The organism is Acinetobacter sp. ACZLY 512 (genome assembly GCF_023614015.1).
In the GTDB taxonomy this organism is placed as follows: Bacteria; Pseudomonadota; Gammaproteobacteria; order Pseudomonadales; family Moraxellaceae; genus Acinetobacter; species Acinetobacter soli.
The window spans coordinates 416,649-441,080 of sequence record NZ_JAKIVI010000001.1; the positions used below are offsets into that span (position 1 = coordinate 416,649).

The window sequence follows — 24,432 nt, forward strand, 5'->3', positions numbered from 1 at the left end:
GGCAGTATAAATCACTGCCTCCACTGAACAGCTTAACCGGGGAAAATTCCTCGCTCTTTACGTGCTTTTAAAATGCGTTCACAGGCTAAGATATAAGCGGCGGTACGCATAGTACAGACCTTATCTTGCGCTTTTTGCCAGATATCTGCTACGGCTTGAATCATCAGCTTGTCGAGCCGCTCATTAATTTCGGCTTCTGTCCAGAAGTAACTCGACATATCCTGCACCCACTCGAAATAACTGACCGTTACACCACCAGCGTTACAAAGTACATCCGGCACCACAATAATATTGCGCTGCACCAGTACATCATCTGCATCTGGATAAGTCGGTCCGTTCGCGCCTTCAAGTACCAGCTTGGCTTTTAAGGTCTGGGCACGCTCTGCCGTGATCTGCCCTTCTAATGCGGCTGGAACCAAAATATCCATATCGATGTGCCAAAAAGCGTCATCGTCGATTTTTTCTGAGCCAGGAAATCCAGCCACGCCTGAGGTTTTAAGCACATGCTCTTGTAGCTGTTTGATGTCGAGTCCGTTTTCGTTATAGATGGTGCCCGTATGGTCTTGTACACATACCACCTGTGCATTGGATTTATGAAACAGATATGCTGCTTCGCTGCCTACATTACCAAAGCCTTGTACAGCGACCCGACTGTTTTCGATTGGCAGATTAATTTTCTTGGCGACCTCTAGCCCTGTCACAAATACGCCGCGGCCCGTAGCCCTTACGCGCCCAAGCGAGCCACCCAGATGAACTGGTTTGCCTGTAACAACACCTGTGACGGTATGTCCTTTGATGCTTGAATAGGTATCCATCATCCAGCCCATAATATCGGCATTTGTGCCTACATCGGGCGCAGGAATATCATTTTGAGGCCCAATAATTGGGCTGATTTCACTGGTAAAACGTCGGGTTAGGCGTTCCAGCTCTCGGCTAGACAGTTTTTTAGGATCAACCCGAATCCCGCCTTTGGCGCCACCATACGGTAAATTCAATACTGCGGTTTTGATAGTCATCCAAGCGGCCAAAGCCATGACTTCATTGAGCTCAACATCCGGATGATAACGAATACCGCCTTTGCCTGGCCCTCGCGATAAATTGTGTTGTACACGATAACCTTCAAAATGCTGAATGGAACCATCATCCATAACAATCGGCACATCGACAATCAGAGCGCGTTTAGGGCGCTTCAATGTATGAATATAGGGCACCAAAGCGTCTTCAAGATATGGCGTCACACGGTCTACTTGAGCCAGATAGGTTTGCCATGCACCGTTATTTTCATTTTCATAAGAAAGCGACATAATTTCATTATCCTTTATTTTGTATTTTTTAATCGGTAACCCAATACTTCGATGCTATTTTTAAGTTCACAAAAAATAGCATCATTCATTGTTAATATGATTCTTCTAATTTAAAAAGCAAGGGCTGGAAAATTTAATTTTTAGTTATTTCCCACGGTTAAGGATTGATTGGCAATGCATTTACATCCACAAGACAGCGCTGAATTATGTTGGGCAATCGCTTTACCCATCATCAGCATATGATTGTCTCCAGCCACAATGGTCGCAACTGTTTTATGTTTAGGGCAAGTGGCTTTATCACCGACACATGCAACCGCCTTTCCCTCAATTAAAAAACCTGCGTTGGCGGTGATCACTTTACCGCCGCCTGTAGTTGGTGAGCCAATGGTAATATATGGTAGTGCCATAAATCCTCCTGTATGTGTTGTTCTTATTGCACCTCAAACTCGATGCGTCGGTTTTTGCGTCGTCCTTCAGCTGTCGTATTATCTGCCACCGGTTTGCTTGAACCTAAACCTTCAGTGCTTAAATTATCACTGGATAAACCTTTCGTAAGTAGATAGTTTTTTACTGCGCCCGCTCGTTCTTGACTTAAAACCAGATTTTTACCGGCATCGCCTGAGCTATCGGTGTGCCCGATAATCTTGACTTTTTTACCGCCCACTTTTTTCAGTGCTGCTGCCATTTCGTCTAAGATTTGCTGACCAGAAGCCGTTAAAATTGCACTTCCTGATTCAAATTCGATAATCCGATTTTTTAACGCATCATCGACAATTTTTTGTTCAGCCTGATTTACCGTTAATTGTGAGTTGAATCGATACGGTGGCTGGACCAAATTTTGATACTGCTGAATAGTGGGTTGGATGTCATTTGGATTGGTCATTTTACCCGTCAATTCAACTTGAGTGCCGCGCACAGTGAGTTTGCCCTGCTTGACTTTTTTCAGATCGGGACTGATCACTTGAGTGACTGAATCGCTCCAGCCATTTGGTGCATTGACCGGACGAACCTGAATTTTATCGATCACCTGATCAGCTCCATAAACAGCCTGCATTTTTTGCAAAATGGCTTGTTTTGAGGCGGCGTTAGACACCACGCCTTCAACCACAATCGGCTCTGCAAAGACAGGTGAAGCTGCGACAAGCGTACTGAGCAATAATCCAAATTTCAGGCTGCGTAAGTTATATTTTTTCATGATTATTCATCTAAAAATGTTTGTCTAAAGAGCTTCAAGCCTTGTGACAGGCTCAATTGCCGCTGACACAGCGATTGCTCCAAGGTGGCCAGTCCCGCATTTTGTTCAAGGTAGCGGTCAATCCACTGGGCTTCAACCAGCGAAACCCAATGTGAACTTTGCATGTTTTGCACAAACAGATCACTTAGTGCCAGTATGTCGGCACCTTGAAACCCAAACAAAAGTACCGGCTGCTCACGATGCAACAATCCAATTAACACTTCGGTGTTGTCTTGCTTTAGAAAACGCCCAATTAAACTGACCCAAAAAGCGGCAATTTCATAGCAATACATCGGATTATTGAGCGGCAGAACCAACACCTTATTTAGCTGCTTGGTTCCATTTTTTAAAATCGGTTGCAGCAACAAACCCAAACCAATCATGCTTTGTGCCAGCTGATATACATTCATTTTCATCAGTTGTGCAAATGAATGCATGGTGTGGTTTTCATAAAATCCTGCATACTCCTCAGCAGTAAAAACCTGTGCCTGTGCTGGCAGTTGATTGAGTTTGTCCAGCAACATGCCCGGCTCACGTATGGTTTTGATCACCTTGTTTTTTTGATACAAATCGACCAGCAGCATTTTGTAGCGATACGGCGCAAACAAGATATTCTGATAAGGCTGCTCAACATCCATCAATTGACCCAGCACCATTGGAAAAGCACGTCCAGAACTGTCCTGACTGGTAATCAGATTGGCAGCCAGAAACATCTTTTCCTGTGGGTTGGCAATAAAAAAGTCCAGCGCTGGAAAATCGGCATAGCGAGCTTTGAATTCAGGCGATTGCATTGCATTTTCCAGTGCCTCCGTGATCCATTGATCAATCAATTGGAGCAGTGAGGGCTGTCCTTTACTTTTTAGAAAGTCGCCACGTGCTGGACTTTTACCAAAATACAAGGGAGTGGTATTTACGTGCTGCATACATTCCTCCCTATGTCAGACTGGTTGTTTCTCATTATGGGCGTGCTCCCGTCGCTGGTGCCTGTGCCCCAGCAGCTGGTGTATTGTTGGTTGAAGGTACAGTGGGTGCTTGCTGAGCAGCCACTACACGAACCGCCTTGGTGGTGGTGACTTTATCGACCAGTTGTAAGCCCGTATAACCACGGCTTGAGCCAATATTGCCAGAGTGATTACCGCTGATGAGTCTGAAATTCACTTTGACCATCAGATTTGGATCGGTTTTACTTTTCCACGTCATCTCAAAACTACCATTTTGCTCTTTGCGCTGTGCACGGTCGATCAGTCGATTAATGCCATACTCACCCGGCTCATCAAAAATGGTATGGGTTTTTCCTTGTAAATCGACTGCTGTAATACGAGCACCCGGTATTGCACCTTGATTTGGCCAAACAAAATTGACCCACTGTTGAATACCGTTCTCGTAGGTCATACGCTGGCCATCGATATCAATCGTATACGAGCTGAACTGGCTATTCGGTAATGGATAAAATTGGAAGTTAGACTGAGCTGCCGCTGGTGCAGCAGCAGGCGTTTGATTTAATTCGCCTGTTGCCATGCCATTAATCGGCGCAACATAACGCTGGAAATTCATCACAAACTGAGGATTTAAGCTAATGCCCAAGTCTTTCCATGTTTTTGAGGTCAGTGTATAGCCACGTCGAATCACCAGCGGATCCAGATTTTCTTTAACAAAGCGCGCAATGCTGCCACTTTCACCAAAAATTTGCCCGATTTCAGCATTGGTGGCCTGCAAGGTAGCCGATGAATTAAACGGATATTTCTGACTTAAATTGGTACTAAATGGCTGATAGGCCTGCATGGTCCATAATTTATTAATTTCGTCTTGTGCAGGTACAATCAGACTGTCAAAAGACTGCGTCAGCGGCGTCACTAAAAACCGTTGCAACATCTGCTGATCCAGCTCATTTGCGCCGACCGAGATTTTTTCATCAATCAATTTCTGTGTCACATTAAACACCGAAGTTTGATCGTTGATGGTTTGTTTGACCAAAGTGATTGCACTTGGGCCAATCTCACCCGCATTTTTCAGCTCGTTGAATTTACTACGCACTTGCGCGAGATTTTCAAGATATTCATCTAACAGTGATTTGTTTTGCTGATCATCGCGTTTGCGCACCAGTTGATAAAACATCTGATACTGCTGTGAGATCTGCCCTTGGGCTTTGCTCATGGCTTGTTGCTTGAGCTTATCATCATCACGATTAAGCACTTTGCGTTTAAACCATGCAATAAAACCTTTTTGCGGTGCAGCCAGTTCGGCCTGAACCACTGGGTTATCCCAGTTGGTTTCTATTGCAACCCGATCAAGAAAGGTACGAATCGGTGAATTTTGCGGTTCACCTAAAACATCAATATTTTTCACTTGCTGGCTAAATTGAGTGGCTTTGGCATAATGCACACCATTTAAAAACTTACGCCATTCTGCGATATAGTCTTGTTTATATAACGCCACCAATTGTTTGCGAATCTGCTCTGGGCTTCCCGAAAAGGTCAGGTCATCCGATTGGCGACTATTGAGCACCCAGTCTTTGGTGTCTGTAGGTTTATTGGCGACTTCATCAATAGCGGTTTCGATATAGTCAGTCCATGCCTTATGAGTGAACATTCCCGGGAGCGCATAACTGCCTAGGATAATTCCTTTACTGTTTTCACCCACAATCTGCGAGACAGTTAATGCAGGATAACGCACAGCAGCACGCATTTTAATTTCGTTATACACACGATCACGCGCAGGCATTCCCCGAATTACGGCCAATAAGACCTGACGTGTTTGATCGACCAGTTGGCTATCGGCTTGTAACACCGGGAAATTTGAATCGGTGGTCAGTGTCAGTGCGTAAGATAAAATTTGTTCAGCTTTTTGGATCATTTCACCGCGCGGCATCTGACCTTTATTGGCATCTAGCCAAGAGCGCCAGAAACGTGTCACCTGATCATTTAAATGGCTCGATTCGCGGTACTGCGGATTACTCATCATCAGATACGCTTTGAGTGCATTATAGGCATCTTGCGGATTGCTGTCTGATGGCTCGAGATACTGCTGTGTTTTTGCGACTTGTTTGATCTCGACATTTGAATGATTGCCTTTAAGCGACTCTTCATTGCCTTTTACACGTTGCAAATACTGCGCAATATTTTGCTGCGTAGGTATCAATACAATTTGGCGAACACCATTGAGATACTCGGCACGCAGTTGCTCACGCAAGCGATTACCTTGATACAAACCAAAACTAAACTTGAGCGGGCGATGCTGATCAAACTCATCAAGCTGTTGCAACCGTTCTTGTAAAATCAACAGTGCATCCAGTTGGGTTGAAAGTTGCTGACCGGAAGTTTTTTCTAGTTGCACCACTTTGTTTAAATCAGCCTGCACATCTTGAATCAATTGCTGATTATTGCGATATGACCAGACCCATACCCCCAAAATTAACGCAACCCCCACTAACGAACCAATAAAGGCAACGTGGCGCTGACGTTTTTTGGCTGGATTGATGTGCTGTTTGACCAGTTCTTTATCACGCAAAATCACATCGGAAAATAATCCTTTTAAGAAATAACCGTGATTTTGAATCTGCGATTGAGTTGCGTGTGGCTGTTCGGGATGTTCAATGGCCGATAAGCGAAATTCTTGAGCAATCTGCTCGGTCATCGGGCTTTCGACCACACCCTCTTGTAACGCACTGGTAAAATAAAAGCCGCGAAATACAGGTTGGAACTGGTACGGATTATCTTCAAATAGGGTTGAAACAAAGCTTCTTAATGCGGGTTTAAGTGTTTTAAACTCGAGTGGGAAGGTCATGACGCTCGGTGAAATATTTTGCGCATGACGCCGGCTTAGATGTGTCGTACTGACCCCTTTTAGCCCTTCATACAAAACATTGTAATGATGATCAAAAAGATCCACAGCATTTTGCGATGAGTTTTGCTCATACGGCAGTGTAGCGCCCCAAGCCTGATTGTATTCTTGCGCCTCGTAGCAATCGAAAAATTCGGTGAACCCTGCAATTAAATCCATCTTTGAAAAGACCAGATAAACCGGAACAATTACTTCAAGTTTTTCGGTCAGATCTTGTATACGCGCACGTAAGTTTTTCGCAAGCTTGAGCGAACTTTCAGGACTTTGACTAATGAGCTCTGCAATACTCACAATCACAATTAGTCCATTCACAGGTGCCTTCGGGCGATTTTTTTTCAATAGGCTTAAAAAGCCCAACCACTCAGAGTGATCTTCTGAGTACACCGAGTAGCGCCCCGCGGTATCCAGTAAAATACCGTCAGTCGAAAAAAACCAGTCGCAGTTTCTCGTTCCACTGAGTCCCGCAGAGACCATTTTCTGATGGTTCTCTTCAAAAGGAAACTTTAAGCCAGAATTATAAATTGCAGAACTTTTTCCCGCAGCAGGATTCCCGATCACCATGTACCACGGTAGCTCATACAATGCCGCGTTGCCCTTCTTATCTCCAAGGCGAGACTTACGAATCAGTTGAACCGACTCTTTCATTTGTTGCTGCATCAAATGCAGTTCGTCTTTATTGTTATGTGAATGCGTTTCTGTTTCAATTTCTTTTTCAATCGCCTGTGCCAGTTCTTCTCCTTGTTTGGCATGTCGGCGACGCTGAATTAACCAGTAGATGCCATATGCAAGCAACATCAACACGTACAGAGCCAGCAAAATCCAGAAAATGGTCTGGGGAATATATGAATACGATGAAATTAGCGCCACCAGCAACGACAGTGCGATGATCGCTTTTGGATTAGTGATGTACTGCCACAAGTAGCCTAAAATTGTATACATCGTGTTCTCATTTCAAATTTAAAATTAAAAAAGTTAAGGTCATGCAGCAGCCTCATCCTTGGTTTCAACCTCAGCCACTGGATTTTGAATGACCGTTAATGTGTGATCTGTTGTACTCACCACCACATTAAGCGGCGGGAGAGTTGCTTGCATCGCTAGCATCGTGGCATAGATTTTTGCCACCTGCTGAGTATCGGCACTGAGCGCGCACGGATAGAGATAGTGATGCGCCTCGATTGAAGTTTGTTGAAAAAAATGATCGAGTTTTTTGCTCAAATTGAATTGTGTTGCTGGCTCAAGCACATACACAAAAGGATCTTCCGCCTCATACTGCGCATGTGTTTCCAGATTTAAATCACAGAGTGCAGCGTGCGCAGCAGCTTTACAGACATTCAGATGCTTGATAGGTTCTAAGCCTTCAATCACCACGGTCTCTGCTGCTATACAACAGCTACTGATAAACTCGGCCGGTACGTGATTTTCTTTTTGCCAGAAGCGCTCGTCTATTACATCCTGATCAATTTCCGAATCGACTGCTGCCACCCAATACACTTCATTTGGTTTACTTGTAATTTCTCGAAGTAAACTGTTCCATTTAGAATAAGCCGAAACTGAACTCACAAATTGATACTCAATCATGAGCTGCTCTGGATTTAAACCGTACTGCGTAAGCTGTGCATAGATCAGCGAATTGGCATGCTCATCCTGCCAAATGTGTAACAAGTCTTCAGGCAAAAATAGTTGTAGCGTTAAACGATCGAGCTGCTGTACAGGTGGCGTGAACATTGCGGATTCAAGCTCACGTGTATCGGCTTGCTCATTTTTCCAACCTGGATGAACACGATAGTCATAACTTTCCTGTGTGTCATAAAATAATGCAGAACGATTTAAATGCGCGGCAATCGACTCAAACACCGATTGATGCTGTTCGAGTTGATGCTGAATCAAGCTATAAATTCGCTGCTGACGAAGCGCAAGCTCCGATTCATCGTCAGCCAAAACCAAATCTGCAATGCGATATGACAAAATAGGCAAACCATAAGAATTGGTCAGCTCACTATCTAAACTTGGACTTTGATAAGCCACAATCGCCTCAAGAATATCCGTGTTTTCACCACTTTCGGCATAGGCAGATGCGGCAAAAACATTCAGCTTAAGCCACTCGGGCACTTCTGCCTGCACGGCTTGAGCAGGTATTTCCTGAGCATGTTGCGGCTGCATTGAAGCTTGCTGCTGACGATTTTGATATGCACGATAGGCGCGATAAAGAAGCCATGGACTTAAGATCAAAAGCCCCAATACAAGAGGCAGTACAAACAGATACAGCCATAAATCGGTACTGCTTGGATCAAACTGACTGTCCTTCCAGTAAAGAATCTCTACACTGATAACCAGTAGCAAAACACCCAGCAACACCCATATTATTTTTTTAATCATGCAACCACCCCGATCAAGGCATAGCAGGTGTCATCACGATCTTGCCCAGATGCTGCCGACATCAAAAAAGCACCTTGTCCTAGCCCCTGCTCATGCACTGAACTCAATTGAAATGGTTGTACATCTTCATGTTTTAAAATCAGACGTACATCGACCAATAGCGTCGGGTTACTCCATGTTTGTAAAATTTGTTTTAATCGCTGGCTATGCTCACCAGACGGCAAAAAACGCAAGTAATCCTGACGTTGCAGTGGACCAATCTGGATCTCAATTTTGCCATCCATCTGCTCTACTTGATCACCACAGAAGGTATTCACGCCCAACAAGCTCGGGTTTTGTCCGCCTAAAGAAGTTTTCTGTGCATCGTTTAAGGCAAACTTTTCCCGAATAAACTCTTGAACTTTTACTTGCTGTTTAAAAATACAACGTAGCATGGTACTGAGTGCATAAGCCGTATGATTTTGCCCCTGCATTAAGCCTGCAAATTCTGCGAAGTATTCGTCTAACTCTGGCTGATGATGCTGCTCGGCAATATAGCCATTCAGTGCATGCAAAATCTTTAAATAATGATTTTCTTCTTCAATTTCATAGCGAAGCGGTAAATGATGTACCAGACTGGCATCTACATACTGGGCAGACAAAGTGTGGTTAAACAGGCCTAAAAAGGCTTGGGTTTCTTTACGTTGAGGCCGTGCACTGCGCTTGACTTTGTTGGTATAGGTATAAGGTAATGCGCCTTGCGTTCCAGTTAAGCCGACAATCAGATTGACCAGTTCGATACGATCATTTTCTTGTGCCAGATGCTCAATTTCAGTGGCAGGAAAACCTAATTCTAACGATGTACCAAAATAAAAATGCGATGCCCAGCGACGCTGATTAAGGCGAAATGGTACATGTCGTAGTAAACGGATGGCCTGAATAAATTCGAATTTTTTAGGTGTCTGAAACAGGTTTTCTGTTACAGAAGTGCTTTGCCACCAACGTTCTGAACGCATTGGTATAACTCCTGTTGACGTTGACTGTCCCAAATCACCACATCGACAAAACTGTTCATTTGAACTTTTAAATTGAAGATATGACTGAGCAACTGACTGAAAATATATACGCTGTGCCCACGAAAAACTGCAGGATCAAGATAAACGTTGGCTTTGATCCCTCGCACAAACATAGGAAAAGGTTTGGCCTCGACCAGCTTGTGCGTTAATTCAAACTGGATTTGTTTGATGGCATGAATCAGTAATGTATTTTCTTTAGAATGTGGCAAATTGTAGAGCGCTAAAAGTTCCTTTAGATGCGACAGGCTATCGCCTTTCATGAGTGCCAGCGTATTGAGTGATAAATGCGAAATAATTCGCCACTGCTCATTTTTATTTTGTTCAAACTGATACGGCATGGTAGGTCGTTTTAAAACCGTTGCACGGCGTGCCAGCGTACTGTTGTTTAGATTGAGCGTGGTGTGTGTTTGTCCCAAGACCTCGTGTGGAAGGTCCCAGTTTGAACACAACAATTGCGTACTCACGTAGTCTGAAGACGTATTAAATGGTTCCAGCTGTTTTGAAACAATTGTAAATCGGGTCTGCATCCGGCTCGAACTGCTTATTTTTTGCTGATTCAATGCATAAAAAAACTTAACCGTCTGAGGGTGATAATGACTCATGGCGAAAAAAGGTAAAACAGGTGTGGTGATCTGTTCCTGATTACTTTTCTCGCGAATCATCTGCATATTTTGAATAGCATACACCTGATAGGCATCAGGATAATGAGCATCGGTCAACAATGAATATTCAAGTTGCTGATGATTGATCTTTTGTGGTTCGGCCTGTTTTTCAAAAAGATTGATAATCGGTGTGGTAAAGAGTTTGAAGTTTTCAGTGTCAAGTTCAGAGTAATTACGAACGCTCGCTGTATCATTCAAGTTGAGTTTAAGATGAACTGATAGCTCAAAATCAGACTGGCCCGACAAGAACGACTTGAGTATAGAAAGATTAAGCTTTAAATAATTGAATTTTTCTGGGAAGCAAAAATATTCCATCAACAACCGATAGGCATGATGGGTATGGTGATCAATCGGCAGTAAGGCCTGCTCCTCTTCAAAGCCCATGATCTGAAATGGATTGGGAATACTATGCGTCTGGCGGTTTACAGTAATCGAAAACTGGGTCTCTGTTTTAAATAACTGATCGAGTACTTGCAGCGGAAAATTAGAAATACTGTCCAGATAAATCGGTAATTGTTCATCAAGCAGCCATGTCTGCGCCGGATTTAAAAGATCAAAATGAAAGTTAAAACTGGCATTTTGGCTCAAGTGTGCACGAGCACTGTCTAATGTTTTAAATTCAACCCGTGCCAGTTGAATGGGCAATAAGCGTACATCATAGGTGGTGTTAAATTCGCACTGCACGCCTCGAAAGCTGCGCGATTTCAAACGTGTTTGTGCCGGAATAAGATGTGGCTCGGTCAATTGTTTGAGTTTCTGAGGATCATCAAAACTCACCACACTACAGGCTGGAAAGTGTCGCAAATATTGCGGAAACATCACCTCAAATAATGAGCGGGTAAAAATGTCGTGGCTGTCTGTAATTTTTTTATCAATACGCGCCGCAATTAAAGAAAAGGCCTGAATCAAGCGCTCGATATGCGGATCATCAATCTGTTCTTGATTGAGCGCGAGACGCTGTGCAATTTTAGGATATTTCTGCGCAAACTCACGCGATTGCTGACCAAACTCTTGAAGCTGTTTTTCATAATAGGGTAAAAGTTCTTCTATCACAGCAGCTCCACTTAGCTTTGAGCAGAAATTACATATTGTTGTGTGGTTGGTTTCAGCAAGGCATCAAATACCACTGGTTCATATAATGGGTGGATATTCAGATAGGCCTGAATACTCAAACACAATGCGCCCATATTATGACCATCAAGCAACATCTCGACCTTGACCTGCTTTAAGCGAGGCTCATGTGCGGCAATCGATTGTTCGATCGATTGACAGATTTTTTCCCGATCCATAGGATTGGCTGTCGATAAACCGACAAAGTCGATAATGCCAAACTGCAAAATAGATTTTTGAGCCAATGGATAGTGATCCATGACATGGTCCATTTTTGCAATGCGGCTGTTGAGCAAATCTTCTAAATCACGTGCCACAGATTCGCGCAATTGTTGTACGGACAAACCGCTTAAGTCTTCTTGTTCAGAGGCAAGTCGATCAAACAGTGTCGAACGAAATCCAAATGGATATAAGTGATCTAGATTCATTTTCTCAAACATGAAAAACCAGATAGAGAACAATCGAAATTGTTCTCTATCCAGCTCGAAGTTAATGGATTATGCTGCGTAAGACGCGGTGTTGTTAGACAACGACCATTTCTTGGTAACGGCACCCTTCGCTGTACCATTGATGTCTTGCTGGTTGTAAGTCCACTCTACTGCTGCGTACTTAAGACCAAACGTTTCAGTCGGTACACCTTCTTCATTTACAGTTGGTGTCACGCTTGATACCAAGACATGCTTCAATTTAATCTGCAGGTACTTGATTCGTTTGTCGCCATTAGCACGGTAAAAGTCGATCTGTACTTCGTCGAAGGTGTAACCCGCTGAACATGCTTCCCAAAGTTTTGGACTTGTTGCATCCAAATCTTTTACAAAGAGCATGTCTGAGTGTTCAACACGTTCTGCTGTATGACCACCGACGCTACTTGAAGTTGCTGATTTTGGCTGACGAATGTTATGAGCCCATGAATTGACTTCTAGCCAGTCTTTGTGCTCAGCATCACGTGACTCGCCGTCCACCTTGTATTTACCACGAAATTGAACGTATATATCTTTCATTTCAAAATTATCCTATTGTAATTTAAAGTTATTATGAGCTGTTCTCTAATTTGAGGACTGCGGAAGTTCCGTGACTAGTCTTAAAGAAACTGACAACTCATCCAGCTGGAAGTGGGGTCTTAAAAAGACCACCGATTTGTAGTGTCCCGGTTGTGCCGGATCTTCTACAACCTTTACAGATGCCTCACGAAGTGGGTATTGCGCTTTTGCTTCTTGTGAAGCTCCATCATCAAGCAATACATACTGAGACAGCCATTCATTCAAGAAGGCTTCTACGTTCCCTGCTGAAGCAAAACTTCCGACTTTATCGCGCATCATTGCTTTTAAGTAATGTGCAATACGCGATACGGCCATGATGTATTGAATTTGACTCGACAATGCGGAATTGGCATTTGCAGTATCACTGTCGTACTTTTTCGGTTTTTGCGTCGATTGCGCACCAAAAAATGCAGCGTAATCGGTATTTTTACAGTGTACTAACGGAATAAAGCCTAAATCGCTCAGCTCTTTTTCACGACGGTCTGTAATCGCAATTTCAGTTGGGCATTTAAATGCCACCTCGCCGTCATGCGTTTTAAAGGTGTGTACAGGCAGGCCTTCGACCAATCCGCCGCCTTCAACACCACGAATCGCGGCACACCAGCCGTGTAAATCAAACGCATTGGTGAGTCGAGTACCAAAGGCATAAGCCGCATTCATCCACAAATAATCGTGGTGATCTTGACCTGTCACATCCTCTGCGAAGTTAAAGCCTTCAGTGGCTGTACCTTCTTTCGGATGATACGGCAGACGACCCAAAACACGTGGCATCGTCAACGCTACATAGCGCGCGTCTTCACTGTCTCGAAACGAACGCCATTGTACATATTCGGCCGTTTCAAAAATTTTCGATACATCACGAGGACGATCAATATCTGTATAAGACTCCAATCCAAACATATTTGGATCGGCAGCCGAGATAAACGGCGCATGAGCCGCAGCAGCTACATGTGAAATTTGCTCAAGCAGATACATGTCCGATGGCGTGCGGTCAAACTCGAAATCACCAATCAACGCCGAATAAGGTGCACCCCCAAAAGAGCCATATTCTTCTTCATAAATCTTTTTAAACAAGGTACTTTGATCGAAATCGGTTGCACCCTGAAAATCCTTGATCAGCTCTTTTTTTGTGGTATTGAGCATGCGGATTTTGATTAATGGATTTGACGGTGTTTCTTGGCAGAAATAGTAGAGTCCACGCCAAGTCGATTCAATTTTTTGAAACTTTTCATGATGCATAATTTCGCTAAGCTGCTGGGAAATCAAGGCATCAATCTCTGCAATTCGTTTGTCAATTGACAAGGTCATGTTTTCAGAGACGGTAATGGTACCTGCCATCACCTCTTTGGCCAATTCACCAATGAGGCTTTTGGCACGTGTATGCTCTTCATCATTACGAGCAATGCGGCTTTGCTCGACAATTGAATCGAGCAAAGGTGTACTTTGAGTCTCGACTGCTGCCGCTGTATTGGCCAGTTGTGAATTACTCATGATCCACCTCATTGCTTAATTTACGCACTTGATCAGTATTTTTCAGCACTTCATCGAGTAAATCTTCAAGTCGCTCATTATTCGAAATTTTATTACGCAAATCGGTCAGACGTTCACGTGCTTCGACCAGCTTACGTAATGGCTCAACTTGTTGAGCCACATGCTCTGGGCGAAAGTCATCCATCGAATTAAAGGTTAAATCCACATGCATTCGTCCGCCTTGTTCAGTTAAGGTATTCCCTACATCAAACGCGGCACGAGGTGCCATGGATTGCATCACATCGTCAATATTGTCTAAATCAACGTTAATAAATTTTTTATCTTTTAATTTGGTTTTTTCAACTTCTGACGCCGCAGAAAAATCTCCCATTACGCCTACCACAAATGGCAACTCTTTTGCTTCTTTGCCATCACCAATCTCAACGTCATAGGTGAGTTGTACACGTGGTGGTCGAATTCGTTGAAGCTTCTTTTGTACGCTTTCTCTTTTCGCCATGGTCAATTTTCCTGTGTCAAATTACTTTAAAGAATCAAATGGACTTGCACTTGATTTCGATGCGGGAGCGGCGGCTTTGGCTGGAGCCGGGCTTGACGCTTTTGGTTTAGGCGTACTTTTTGTAGAACGCTTCGTGCTGGACGTTGCAGCTACACGTTGGGCACGTGCTTTATTTCTGAGTGATTCATCGGTGATGGGTTTGAGGTTTGAGGTATCTGGCGCAGGAACAGCACTTTTAATCGCGTCAGCAAGTTCTTTCGCGGGTGGATAAGTCGTATCTTCAGTGAGAAAACGCATTTCAGTGTTACGCATCTCTTTTAAGCTTGTATTGGCAATCGCAACGCTCGATAAGAAAGTGACGTCTGTGAGGAGATTTCCGCGAACATTCTGCTGCTTGAGTTGATTGACCAAATACAGCGCATTCATATTTTGTCCAATCTGATGAAAACGCATCGCAGCCTGAGCCAATAAATCATTTTTACGATCGGCATTTTTTTTATCACATACTTGTGCATAAAGTGAAAGTAGGGCTTGATCTGTTTGCCCTGCAGCCTGCGGATAATCACGTATACAGCTCTTTTTCAGCTTAATATTTTCATCGTTTGCATGAGCAGAATTTAAAAATGTTAAGCCAACTAAAATCACTGAAAATACAATACTTTTTCTCAAAATATGCCTCTTAATCATTTAAATTTTTTAGGGAAAGACATTACAATTTTTTGTCAATCACAAATCTGCTCATCAATTTTTATAAAATTCGAACGTGCGGATTCTATCAAAAAACACACCAAGCTCGTCAAGACTAATCTGTCTATTTATTTTAAAACTTTATTTAACACGCAATCAATAATCAATACAAGAGAGTTTAATACAATCAACTTCATCTACCCATTAATGTTTTTTTTCGGTAGAATAAAAAAGCAAAACGCACCTAAAAAAGTATAATTTATTTAAAATCAATAAATTATACATAAAAAATGGTGTTTTATTTTTTAGAAGATGTGAATTTTCTTATTCAAGATTCTAGTAAATATTAATAAAACGACCTGAGATTTATGATGAGCAATTTAAAAATTCTAATTACCAAATTATCGAGTAACTCTCGGACAGCATTAGAAAAATCAGCAAACTCATGTATTTTGTTACAAAACTTTGAAATTGAAATCGAACACCTGTTTTTAGAGCTTTTAAATCAAAGCAGCAATAACGATTTAAAAATTTTACTAAATAAATACAAAATTAATTTAGATGAACTTTCAAATGATTTAAATCAATCACTTAACACCCTGCCTAAGGGAAATAATCGCACGCCAATTTTCTCAAAATCAATTGTTCGATTATTGGAACAGGCTTGGTTAGTTGCATCAGCAGATCAAACCCCGATTATTCGAAGTGGCCATTTATTGGTCGCGCTATTAACAGCAGCCGATCTTTATCAAATTGCGATTCGTGCATCGGAACGTTTTGAGGATATTCCAGTTGAATTACTCAAACATAAGTTTCTCGAAGAGTGTGAACACAGCCCAGAAAATATTCATCACGAAGACGTTAATCCTGCACCTGCAAAAGCGTCAGATACCAAACAAAAAACGCCAGCACTCGATTTATACACCATCAATCTAACCGATAAAGCTAAAAATGGTGCAATTGATCCTGTAATTGGCCGTGAAAACGAAATTCGCTTAATGCTGGATATTTTGATGCGTAGACGTCAGAACAATCCGATTTTAACTGGTGAACCTGGCGTGGGAAAAACCGCGGTGGTTGAAGGGCTTGCACTCAAGATTGCACAGGGTCAGGTACCGAGTGCCCTACTCAATGTACACTTGCATACCTTGGATATGGGGCTGCTACAAGCAGGCGCAAGTGTAAAAGGTGAATTTGAAAATCGTTTAAAACAAGTGATTCAAGAAGTTCAATCTTCGACGCATCCTATTATTTTGTTCATTGACGAGGCACATACCCTGATTGGTGCAGGCGGACAAGCCGGGCAAAATGATGCTGCCAACCTTTTAAAGCCTGCCCTTGCGCGGGGTGAGCTTCGAACAATCGCAGCAACCACGTGGGCAGAATACAAACAATATTTTGAAAAAGATGCTGCGCTCAGCCGTCGCTTTCAGGTCATTAAAGTTGAAGAACCGTCTGAAGAAGTTGCGGTTGACATGCTGCGCGCCATGATTCCAGTCATGCAGCAGCATTTTAATTTACATATCGACGATGAGGCGATTGTGACAGCCGTACAGGCCTCGCATCGCTACATCAGCGGTCGTCAGCTCCCAGACAAAGCCATCAGTGTGCTCGATACCGCCGCAGCGCGTGTCGCACTGACACAAAATGCACAGCCGGTGATGCTCGATCAGCTACAGGCCGAGCTGCATAATCTTCAACTTGAACACGATTTATTAACGCATGAGCATCGCCACTCTGCGGCACATGAGCAGCGTTTAAACAGCTTGAATCAGGATATTCAAGCTGTAAATCATCAGATCCAAGCCGTACATGCACGCTGGCAGCAAGAGCTTGAACTGGTTAAAAAAATTCAGGATATTCAAAAAAATAGTGAAAATTTAGAGGATTATTCAGCTCAGCTTTTGCCATTGCGTAATAGCTTACAACAGCTTCAGGGCAATGAGCCATTGGTGTTTGAACGTGTAACTGCACAGATGATTAACCAGATTATTTCCGACTGGACCGGTATTCCAGTAGGTAATATGGTGCATGACGAAATTCAACATATCCTGACGCTCAAAGATAAATTAGAACAGCGCGTAATGGGACAAGATTATGCGCTTGAACAGCTCGTGCAGGGAATTAAAACCTCTAAAGCTCGTTTGGAAGATCCCAATAAGCCACAAGGCGTATTTTTACTGGTAGGACCAAGTGGTGTCGGTAAAACAGAAACTGCACTTGCACTTGCAAATGAGCTTTATGGTGGTGAACAACACCTGATTACCATCAATATGTCTGAATACCAAGAAGCACATACCGTTTCATCTCTAAAAGGTGCGCCTCCAGGCTATGTCGGTTACGGTCAAGGTGGCGTGTTAACCGAAGCTGTGCGTCGTCATCCGTACAGCGTGGTATTACTCGATGAAATTGAAAAAGCCCATAGCGATGTTCAAGAGCTGTTTTATCAGGTGTTTGATAAAGGCATGCTTGAGGATGGTGAAGGCCGGTTAATCGACTTTAAAAATACCACCCTCATTCTGACCTCAAATGCGGGTTCAAGCAGCATCATGAAAACGTGTATTAACCGTCCAGTCGAGGAATGGCCAAGCGCGATTGAATTGATTGAACAACTTAAACCAAGTTTATATCAGCACTTTAAACCGGCATTTTTAGGACGTATGCGAATTGTGCCCTATTTTCCATTGCACGATGAGTTACTGATTCAGATTATTCGCCATAAACTCGATAAAATTGTTGACCGTTTGACGGCCCAGTACAGTACAGAGGTGGAGTATTCAGATGATGTGGTTGAACTCATTTTGATGCGTTGTACCGAAGTCGATAGTGGTGCGCGTAATGTTGATCACATTTTAAATGCAAGTGTATTACCAGCACTTGCCACCCATATTTTGATGGCGTTGGCCGATCAAAACCTACCAAAACGAATTGTAATAGATACCCAAGACGATGAAATCGTCTACCAGCTTGATCCTGTTGAAAAAAAATCGAGTAAAAAACGTGTCGTCAAAACGACTAAAGTGTCTGAAGCGTGAGTCTATAGAGTAATGTTATGCAACTAAATTTGTCAGAATTGCTAAATCCAATTACTGAACACTCGCCATGTGGAGAGGATTATTCATTCTCTAATGAATTTCATCGGATCAAGCAGGCCAGAACACAAGATGATCTGCTGCTTGATCAGGGAGATTGGGTTACCGCACCCAAACAGGCCAACTGGGAATTGGTCATTGAGACATCGACAGATTTATTGCAACAGCACACCAAAGATATTCGTTTACTCACTTGGCTCATTGAAGGCTGGGCAAATCTGGCTGGATTTGAAGGTATTGCCAAAGGCGTAGAGCTGAGTCATCTGCTCCTCGATCGTTACTGGGATTCGATTCATCCGGTGATTGAAGATCAGGATTTAGACCAGCGTTTGGGGCTATTACAGGGATTAATTAATCAGCTTCCAATGCTTGTAAAAAAAGTACCTCTGATCAATACAGCACCTCATTATGCATTGCTGCAATACGAAAGTTTTCTTTACCATCAGAATATTCGTAGAAAGCAAAGCGATGAATACTCCGATTCAGATGCACCAAATGAACTTGAAGTATTTGAGCAAGCCCTGTTTAACACTTCAAAAAGTTTTCAATATCAAAACTATCAGTCATTTAAAGAAATTCTTGAGCAATGGCATACCTTAAAACAGGTACTTGATGCACATATGGGGCTTGATGCGCCAAGCTATGCTGCAATTGATTCGAGTCTGGAGGGAATTGATGTGACTCTGCGCAAAATTTATAAGGCCGATACGTTTGATACTGCGCCAAGCCAAACCTCCTCCATATCTGATCAAAACCACAATGATTTTGTCGCTTTAGAGCAAACTAACCACCCTGTAGCACAGCCTGTATCCTCACAGTTTCAGCCAGTTGCTCAAAGCCATATTGAAAACCGCGAACAGGCCATTCGCGTACTACAGCAAATTTCGGACTATTTTCAAACCAATGAACCGCATAGCCCTGTCAGTTATATGCTGCAAAAAACCATTAAATGGAGTCAGATGCCGCTACACGAATGGCTGGCCCAAGTGATTAAGGATGAACATCCGCTTCAACAAATACATGATGCATTGGGTGTTCAAACCCAAAATGAATATGAATAAATGTGGGTAAAAACATATGTTTAAAGCAGAAAAAATCCTCTGGGGCGAAGGATTGTTTTTACGTCCACAGCATTTTCAAATTCAGGACAGCTATCATGAGCAGCGCCTGAATCAAACCATTCGGTCAACCATTCCATTTGCATATGGTATTCGGCAACTGCGTTTTGACGAGTTACAACTCGGTACTCACGTGCTGGCACTCGAAAACATTGAAATGATTTGGCAAGACGGCGAGATTTATCACGCACCGAGTACAGATTTATTGCCGGAACCTTTGTTACTTGATGATCTGAATTTCCGTGGTGAGATGACAATTTATCTGACGCTACCTGTGGTTCAGCCCAATAAAAAGAACATGAGTCATGATCAAGAACAGCAGCATTCGGGGCGTTATGCATCGCATCTTGCACATACCCATGACTTGTTTACCGATGCTCAACCTGCCGACATCACCTTACTGCGACGTCGTGCCGTATTACGCTTACTCGATCCAGTCGCAGATCCAATTAGCCAGTTAGAGGGTTTTTTATACCTCCCGATTGGACGCATCAAACGTCATAGCTCTGGCGCTTTCGAACTGGATCAGAAGTTTATTGCACCGCTACTCCATATCGAAGCTTCAGAGGCCTTAACCTCTAATTTAAAACGTACGCTGAATGTCATTCGCGCCAAAATTAAAACGATTCAGACCAACAATCGCGAAAACGAACAGAAACTCATCGAATTTCGCTCTGGCGATATTGTCTCGTTCTGGTTGGTCAATGCACTGAATACAGCACATGCCACATTAAGCCATTTTTTGCAGTATCCTCAAATTCATCCAGAGCGGCTTTTCTTTGAGTTGTTACGCCTAACAGGGTCTTTACTGACGTTTTCAACCGCGTACGAAGTCGATCAGTTGCCTTCATATCGCCATCATCAATTACAGCATAGTTTTCAAGAGCTGGATGTCATTTTACGCGATTTGCTCGATACGATTATTTCGAGTCGATATATCAGTATTGCGCTTAAGGAAATTCGTCCTTCTTACTGGTTGGGTAGTCTTGAATCAGACAAAATCACCCGAGATACACGGCTGTATATTGCAGTGTCGAGCAGCATGATGCAAACCCACGAACTGGTTCAGATCGTGCCGTTACGCTTTAAAGTGGGCAGTACAGTAGATGTCGAGCAACGCGTGGTGGCAGCCCTACCTGCCATACCATTGCATCATCTGATGCAGGTGCCGACCGCTATTCCCGTGCGCTCTGGGGTAAGTTATTTCGAAATTGAACCACATCACGATCTGTATCAACGCATGCTGGAATCCGAATCGATCTGTTTATACGTTCCATCGGGTTTTCAAGATATTAGCATTGAATTGATTGCTGTGATGAACGCCTAAGGAGAATCTGGATGAGCCAACCTACTGGTGCCCCTTCACTATTTGACGATGGCAAAATCGGCGGTGATTTTTCAGCACCCAATCAATACAGTCAGCAGCAAAGTGTCAATCTGGTCGATTTGTTACATGATGGATTTTATATTGTTTTCCTCATTCGAAATCAGTATATCCCATCGGATGTGCAAGAATTCCGCCAGAAAATTGTCGACTTACTCAATCGCTTTGAACAGCAAGCTAAAAAGCTGCATTTTTCAGCCGATGATATCCACGATGCTAAATATGCTTTTTGTGCGCTGATAGATGAAACGATTGTGACTCAGCAAGATCCAAGTTTCTTTCACTTGCAAAATGCATGGCTGATCAGTCCATTACAATTAAGCCTCTTTGGTTCACAGCTTGCTGGCTATCAATTTTTTGAAATACTGGAACAACTGCGCAGTAAAGGCAAAGCGCGTCTCGCGTCTTTAGAAGTCTTTCATTATTGTTTATTGCTCGGATTTCAGGGCAAATATCGGATTGAATCGATTGAAAGTCTGAATCATTTAGTGGCACGGGTTGGAGATGAAATTGACTACTTAAAGGGTAAAAAGGCAGCCTTCTCACCTTTTGCGGCTATTCCCGATCAAATTCGAAATATGATTCATGGTGAGCTGCCATTTTTTTGGATTTTAATTATTTTACTGATTTTTGCACTTTTGAGTTTCGGCGGACTCAAATATATGTTGGGGCATCAGGCCAATAGCTCACTTGCACCTTATCAGAATGTGGTTTCCGCGCCTGCTGAAGAAGCACATATCACCATTTACTTACCTTAAAAGGCACGGATATGGCACAAGAAAAACCGACTTCATTACGTATATTACAAACATCTAAAAAAAAATCAGCTTCACCTTTTATGTTTGGTCTTGTGGGGTTCATGACCGGCGTTGGCGTCACTTTAATGGGATTTTTTCTGGTTTTACAACCTTCTATGGGTTTATCTTCGGCACATTCACAAGCCGACGAGGTTGTGGTTCCAATTACGCCGAATCCACCTAGCTTACGTCAGGATGTGGAAACACCTGCACGTTCAGAAACCGCGCATGTAACCACGACAACGGGCGATGAAGCCGATACTGAAATCGCACAGCCGAAAGACAGTGAGCTCAGCAAACTTTTTTCGCATACTCCCGCAGCCCCGCCGGTTCAACGTGTTTCGCCATTTGATCAATCGCTACATGCGACACCGAAAACAGCAACATCTCCTAAACCTGCGGCTCAAACGACACCCAAAAAAGCCAATACAGCAGAGCCTAAAACTAATCATGATGCTGCCGTACCAGCTGCTAAGCCCACAACAGATTCTACAGCCGAGCCTTCAACTGCTGCGCCAGCAAAACCTGCAGAGGCGAGTTAAGTCTCATCTATGATCATTCTGATTATTTTGGGTTTTATTGCAGTGGCAGTGACATTGACACTGTTTATGTCGTATGAGCTGCGCTTTAAAGCGAAACAATGGCTTCAGACACTTCTCCCCCAAAGTAAACATAAAATCCAGCATGCTAAAACGATGGTACAGCGCATGCATGCAGCATCGTCATCGCAGCAATTACAGTCGCAATGGCATTTGCAGCAATGGTGGATTTTAATTGCAGGATTACTATTGTTTAGTAGTGTGCTGGTGTTTGCTTTTACACGACCAGTCAGCTCGAGCAAAATTGAGGCCGAATATCTAAAAGAAGTCGATCCACAAATCTATACGCTCTTAAATGGTGAAATGCTCACGCCTCCACCTGAAGTCGATCAATCCTTGATTGAAGCTGCAATTGTTGAGGCCAATCAGCTCGAACAGCAATATGCCAGTAGCCGGCCTGCAGAACCGAGTATCACAGCGGAGGCCGAAGCCATTGGGCACCATAGTCTGATTATGGATACCCAGTTTGTTGATCGTAAATGGGACAAGATGAATCCACGTTACAAACAACGTTTGTTGATGGTGTTTAAAATCATGAAAGAGCGCCATGGCTATGAATTGGTATTACTCGAAGGATACCGTAGCCCTGAGCGACAGAACTTCTTGTCTGGCAACCCCAATACCACGCGTGCCCGGGGCTATCAAAGCTATCATCAATTTGGCCTAGCCGCCGATGTGGCATTTAAACGTAACGGCAAAGTCGTGATTTCGGAGCGTGATCCGTGGGCCATGCGTGGCTATCAGCTTTATGGTGAAGTTGCAGAGTCGGTAGGCTTAACGTGGGGAGGCCGCTGGAAATCGATTCAAGATTACGGGCATACCGAATATCGAATGCCCGGCTTGAAAAAAACGAAAGAGATGGCCGAACAGCTGATTGCCGAAGGCCAACTCAGTGCGTCAGACAGCAACAGTTAGTTTAAGCCTGATACATATTACTGAGGCACATAAACAAAACCCTCCATCAGAACACGGGCGCTACGACTCATAATTGCTTTTTTCACTTGCCATTGTCCGCTGGTGTCTTGTACTGCTTCTGCACCAACACGTAAGGTACCCGATGGATGACCAAATCGAACCGCTTCACGTGGTATGGCACCAGCAGCTGTGTGTACCAACGTTCCCGGTACGGCAGCGGCAGTACCAATGGCGACTGCGGCGGTTCCCATCATGGCATGGTGCAATTTACCCATCGATAATGCGCGCACCAGTAAATCGATATCGGATAGCTCAACCGTTTTTCCGCTCGATGCCTGATAGGACTGCGGCGGCGCAACAAACGCAATTTTCGGTGTGTGCTGGCGTGATGCTGCTTCTGAAATGTCTTTGATAAGCCCCATTTTGACTGCTCCATGGGCACGAATGGTTTCAAAACGCGCCAGCGCAGCGACATCATTATTAATCTGATCTTGTAATTCGGTACCTGTATAGCCCAGTTCTGCTGCATTTAAAAAGATGGTCGGAATGCCTGCATTGATGAATGTGGCTTTAAACGTTCCAACTCCAGGCACTTCTAGATCATCGACAACTTGACCCGTTGGAAACATTGCCCCGCCATCCTCCCCGTCTTCGGCAGGATCTAAAAATTCGATCTGAACTTCTGCGGCGGGAAAAGTAACTCCGTCGAGTTCAAAATCGCCAGTTTCTTGTACCGTACCGTGTGTGATCGGCACGTGGGCAATAATGGTTTTTTGAATATTTTTTTGCCAGATGCGTACTGTGCAGTGCCCGTTGTCTGGAACTCGCTCTGAGTCAATCAATCCCTGACGAATCGCAAAGGCACCCACTGCTGCGGTTAAATTGCCGCAATTACCGCTCCAGTCGATAAACGGTTGGTCAATCGAAACCTGTCCAAACAAATAATCAACATCATGCTCGGGTTGTTGACTTTTGGCGAGAATGACCGTTTTACTGGTACTTGATGTTGCACCGCCCATGCCGTCAATTTGCTTGCCATAGGGATCGGGACTTCCAATCACACGCAGCAAAAGCTGGTCGCGAGCGGCTCCTGCAACCTGAGCTTCAACAGGCAAATCATTTAAATTAAAAAATACACCTTTACTGGTACCACCACGCATATAAGTTGCTGCAATTTTTTGTTGAGGAGGAAATTTCATGATGTTGCTTTATCCATTTCGCATTTTTATTCG

20 protein-coding genes are annotated in these 24,432 nt (G+C 43.5%); 6 read left to right on the plus strand and 14 right to left on the minus strand.

All coding sequences use genetic code 11. The features are described from left to right. Positions 1-32: 32 nt before the first annotated feature. From L2096_RS01940 to L2096_RS02000, 13 genes are all read right to left on the minus strand, one after another. Entirely contained in the window at positions 33-1,307 is a 1,275-nt protein-coding gene (locus L2096_RS01940) for a Glu/Leu/Phe/Val family dehydrogenase (RefSeq protein ID WP_171063767.1), read from the minus strand. A 137-nt stretch (positions 1,308-1,444) separates the two neighbouring features. After that, positions 1,445-1,711, minus strand: coding sequence for a PAAR domain-containing protein (locus L2096_RS01945; RefSeq protein WP_004939535.1), 267 nt, complete (start codon positions 1,709-1,711; stop codon positions 1,445-1,447). 23 nt (positions 1,712-1,734) lie between these two features. After that, complete coding sequence (locus tag L2096_RS01950) at positions 1,735-2,499, minus strand: OmpA family protein (protein ID WP_250364771.1); 765 nt, start codon at positions 2,497-2,499, stop codon at positions 1,735-1,737. A gap of 2 nt (positions 2,500-2,501) precedes the next feature. Further along, entirely contained in the window at positions 2,502-3,461 is a 960-nt protein-coding gene (tagF, locus tag L2096_RS01955) for a type VI secretion system-associated protein TagF (protein ID WP_250364772.1), read from the minus strand. Positions 3,462-3,495: 34 nt separating this feature from the next. After that, the gene (gene tssM, locus L2096_RS01960) at positions 3,496-7,317 is read right to left on the minus strand and encodes a type VI secretion system membrane subunit TssM (RefSeq protein ID WP_250364773.1); all 3,822 of its coding nucleotides are present in this window, start codon (positions 7,315-7,317) and stop codon (positions 3,496-3,498) included. A gap of 39 nt (positions 7,318-7,356) precedes the next feature. Continuing rightward, positions 7,357-8,754: a hypothetical protein gene (locus tag L2096_RS01965; RefSeq protein ID WP_250364774.1), complete on the minus strand. Its 1,398-nt coding sequence runs from the start codon at positions 8,752-8,754 to the stop codon at positions 7,357-7,359. Next, positions 8,751-9,749: a type VI secretion system baseplate subunit TssG gene (tssG, locus tag L2096_RS01970; protein WP_250364775.1), complete on the minus strand. Its 999-nt coding sequence runs from the start codon at positions 9,747-9,749 to the stop codon at positions 8,751-8,753. Before tssG ends, L2096_RS01965 begins: the two co-directional genes overlap by 4 nt. After that, positions 9,713-11,524, minus strand: a complete 1,812-nt coding sequence (gene tssF, locus L2096_RS01975) for a type VI secretion system baseplate subunit TssF (RefSeq protein WP_250364776.1) — start codon at positions 11,522-11,524, stop codon at positions 9,713-9,715. The genes tssG and tssF overlap by 37 nt, the downstream gene beginning before the upstream one ends. Before the next feature lie 11 nt (positions 11,525-11,535). Continuing rightward, a complete protein-coding gene (gene tssE, locus L2096_RS01980) occupies positions 11,536-12,009 on the minus strand; it encodes a type VI secretion system baseplate subunit TssE (RefSeq protein ID WP_250364777.1) in 474 nt (157 codons plus the stop codon). Positions 12,010-12,078: 69 nt separating this feature from the next. Next, positions 12,079-12,582, minus strand: a complete 504-nt coding sequence (locus L2096_RS01985) for an Hcp family type VI secretion system effector (protein WP_004939568.1) — start codon at positions 12,580-12,582, stop codon at positions 12,079-12,081. Positions 12,583-12,627: 45 nt separating this feature from the next. After that, a complete protein-coding gene (tssC, locus tag L2096_RS01990) occupies positions 12,628-14,112 on the minus strand; it encodes a type VI secretion system contractile sheath large subunit (RefSeq protein ID WP_004939570.1) in 1,485 nt (494 codons plus the stop codon). Continuing rightward, positions 14,105-14,608 (minus strand): type VI secretion system contractile sheath small subunit, encoded by a 504-nt coding sequence (gene tssB / locus L2096_RS01995; protein ID WP_004939573.1) that lies wholly within the window; start codon positions 14,606-14,608, stop codon positions 14,105-14,107. The genes tssC and tssB overlap by 8 nt, the downstream gene beginning before the upstream one ends. Before the next feature lie 21 nt (positions 14,609-14,629). Continuing rightward, a complete protein-coding gene (locus L2096_RS02000; RefSeq protein ID WP_004939578.1) occupies positions 14,630-15,277 on the minus strand; it encodes a hypothetical protein in 648 nt (215 codons plus the stop codon). A 389-nt stretch (positions 15,278-15,666) separates the two neighbouring features. Here L2096_RS02000 and tssH point away from each other — a divergent pair, with 389 nt between their 5' ends. From tssH to L2096_RS02030, 6 genes are read left to right on the plus strand one after another with little or no spacing between them, the layout of a single operon-like run. Further along, positions 15,667-18,330 (plus strand): type VI secretion system ATPase TssH, encoded by a 2,664-nt coding sequence (gene tssH, locus L2096_RS02005; RefSeq protein WP_430383909.1) that lies wholly within the window; start codon positions 15,667-15,669, stop codon positions 18,328-18,330. 17 nt (positions 18,331-18,347) lie between these two features. Further along, positions 18,348-19,448 (plus strand): type VI secretion system protein TssA, encoded by a 1,101-nt coding sequence (gene tssA / locus L2096_RS02010; RefSeq protein ID WP_250364779.1) that lies wholly within the window; start codon positions 18,348-18,350, stop codon positions 19,446-19,448. 16 nt (positions 19,449-19,464) lie between these two features. Next, the gene (tssK, locus tag L2096_RS02015; protein WP_048765789.1) at positions 19,465-20,832 is read left to right on the plus strand and encodes a type VI secretion system baseplate subunit TssK; all 1,368 of its coding nucleotides are present in this window, start codon (positions 19,465-19,467) and stop codon (positions 20,830-20,832) included. Between the two features lie 11 nt (positions 20,833-20,843). Then, complete coding sequence (icmH, locus tag L2096_RS02020) at positions 20,844-21,647, plus strand: type IVB secretion system protein IcmH/DotU (RefSeq protein ID WP_004939586.1); 804 nt, start codon at positions 20,844-20,846, stop codon at positions 21,645-21,647. Between the two features lie 11 nt (positions 21,648-21,658). Further along, a complete protein-coding gene (locus L2096_RS02025) occupies positions 21,659-22,228 on the plus strand; it encodes a hypothetical protein (RefSeq protein ID WP_250364780.1) in 570 nt (189 codons plus the stop codon). 9 nt (positions 22,229-22,237) lie between these two features. Continuing rightward, positions 22,238-23,200, plus strand: a complete 963-nt coding sequence (locus L2096_RS02030) for a M15 family metallopeptidase (RefSeq protein ID WP_250364781.1) — start codon at positions 22,238-22,240, stop codon at positions 23,198-23,200. Positions 23,201-23,217: 17 nt separating this feature from the next. Here the strand turns inward: L2096_RS02030 and prpF are convergent, their stop codons facing one another. Continuing rightward, a complete protein-coding gene (gene prpF, locus L2096_RS02035) occupies positions 23,218-24,399 on the minus strand; it encodes a 2-methylaconitate cis-trans isomerase PrpF (RefSeq protein ID WP_250364782.1) in 1,182 nt (393 codons plus the stop codon). Between the last annotated feature and the right edge of the window lie 33 nt (positions 24,400-24,432).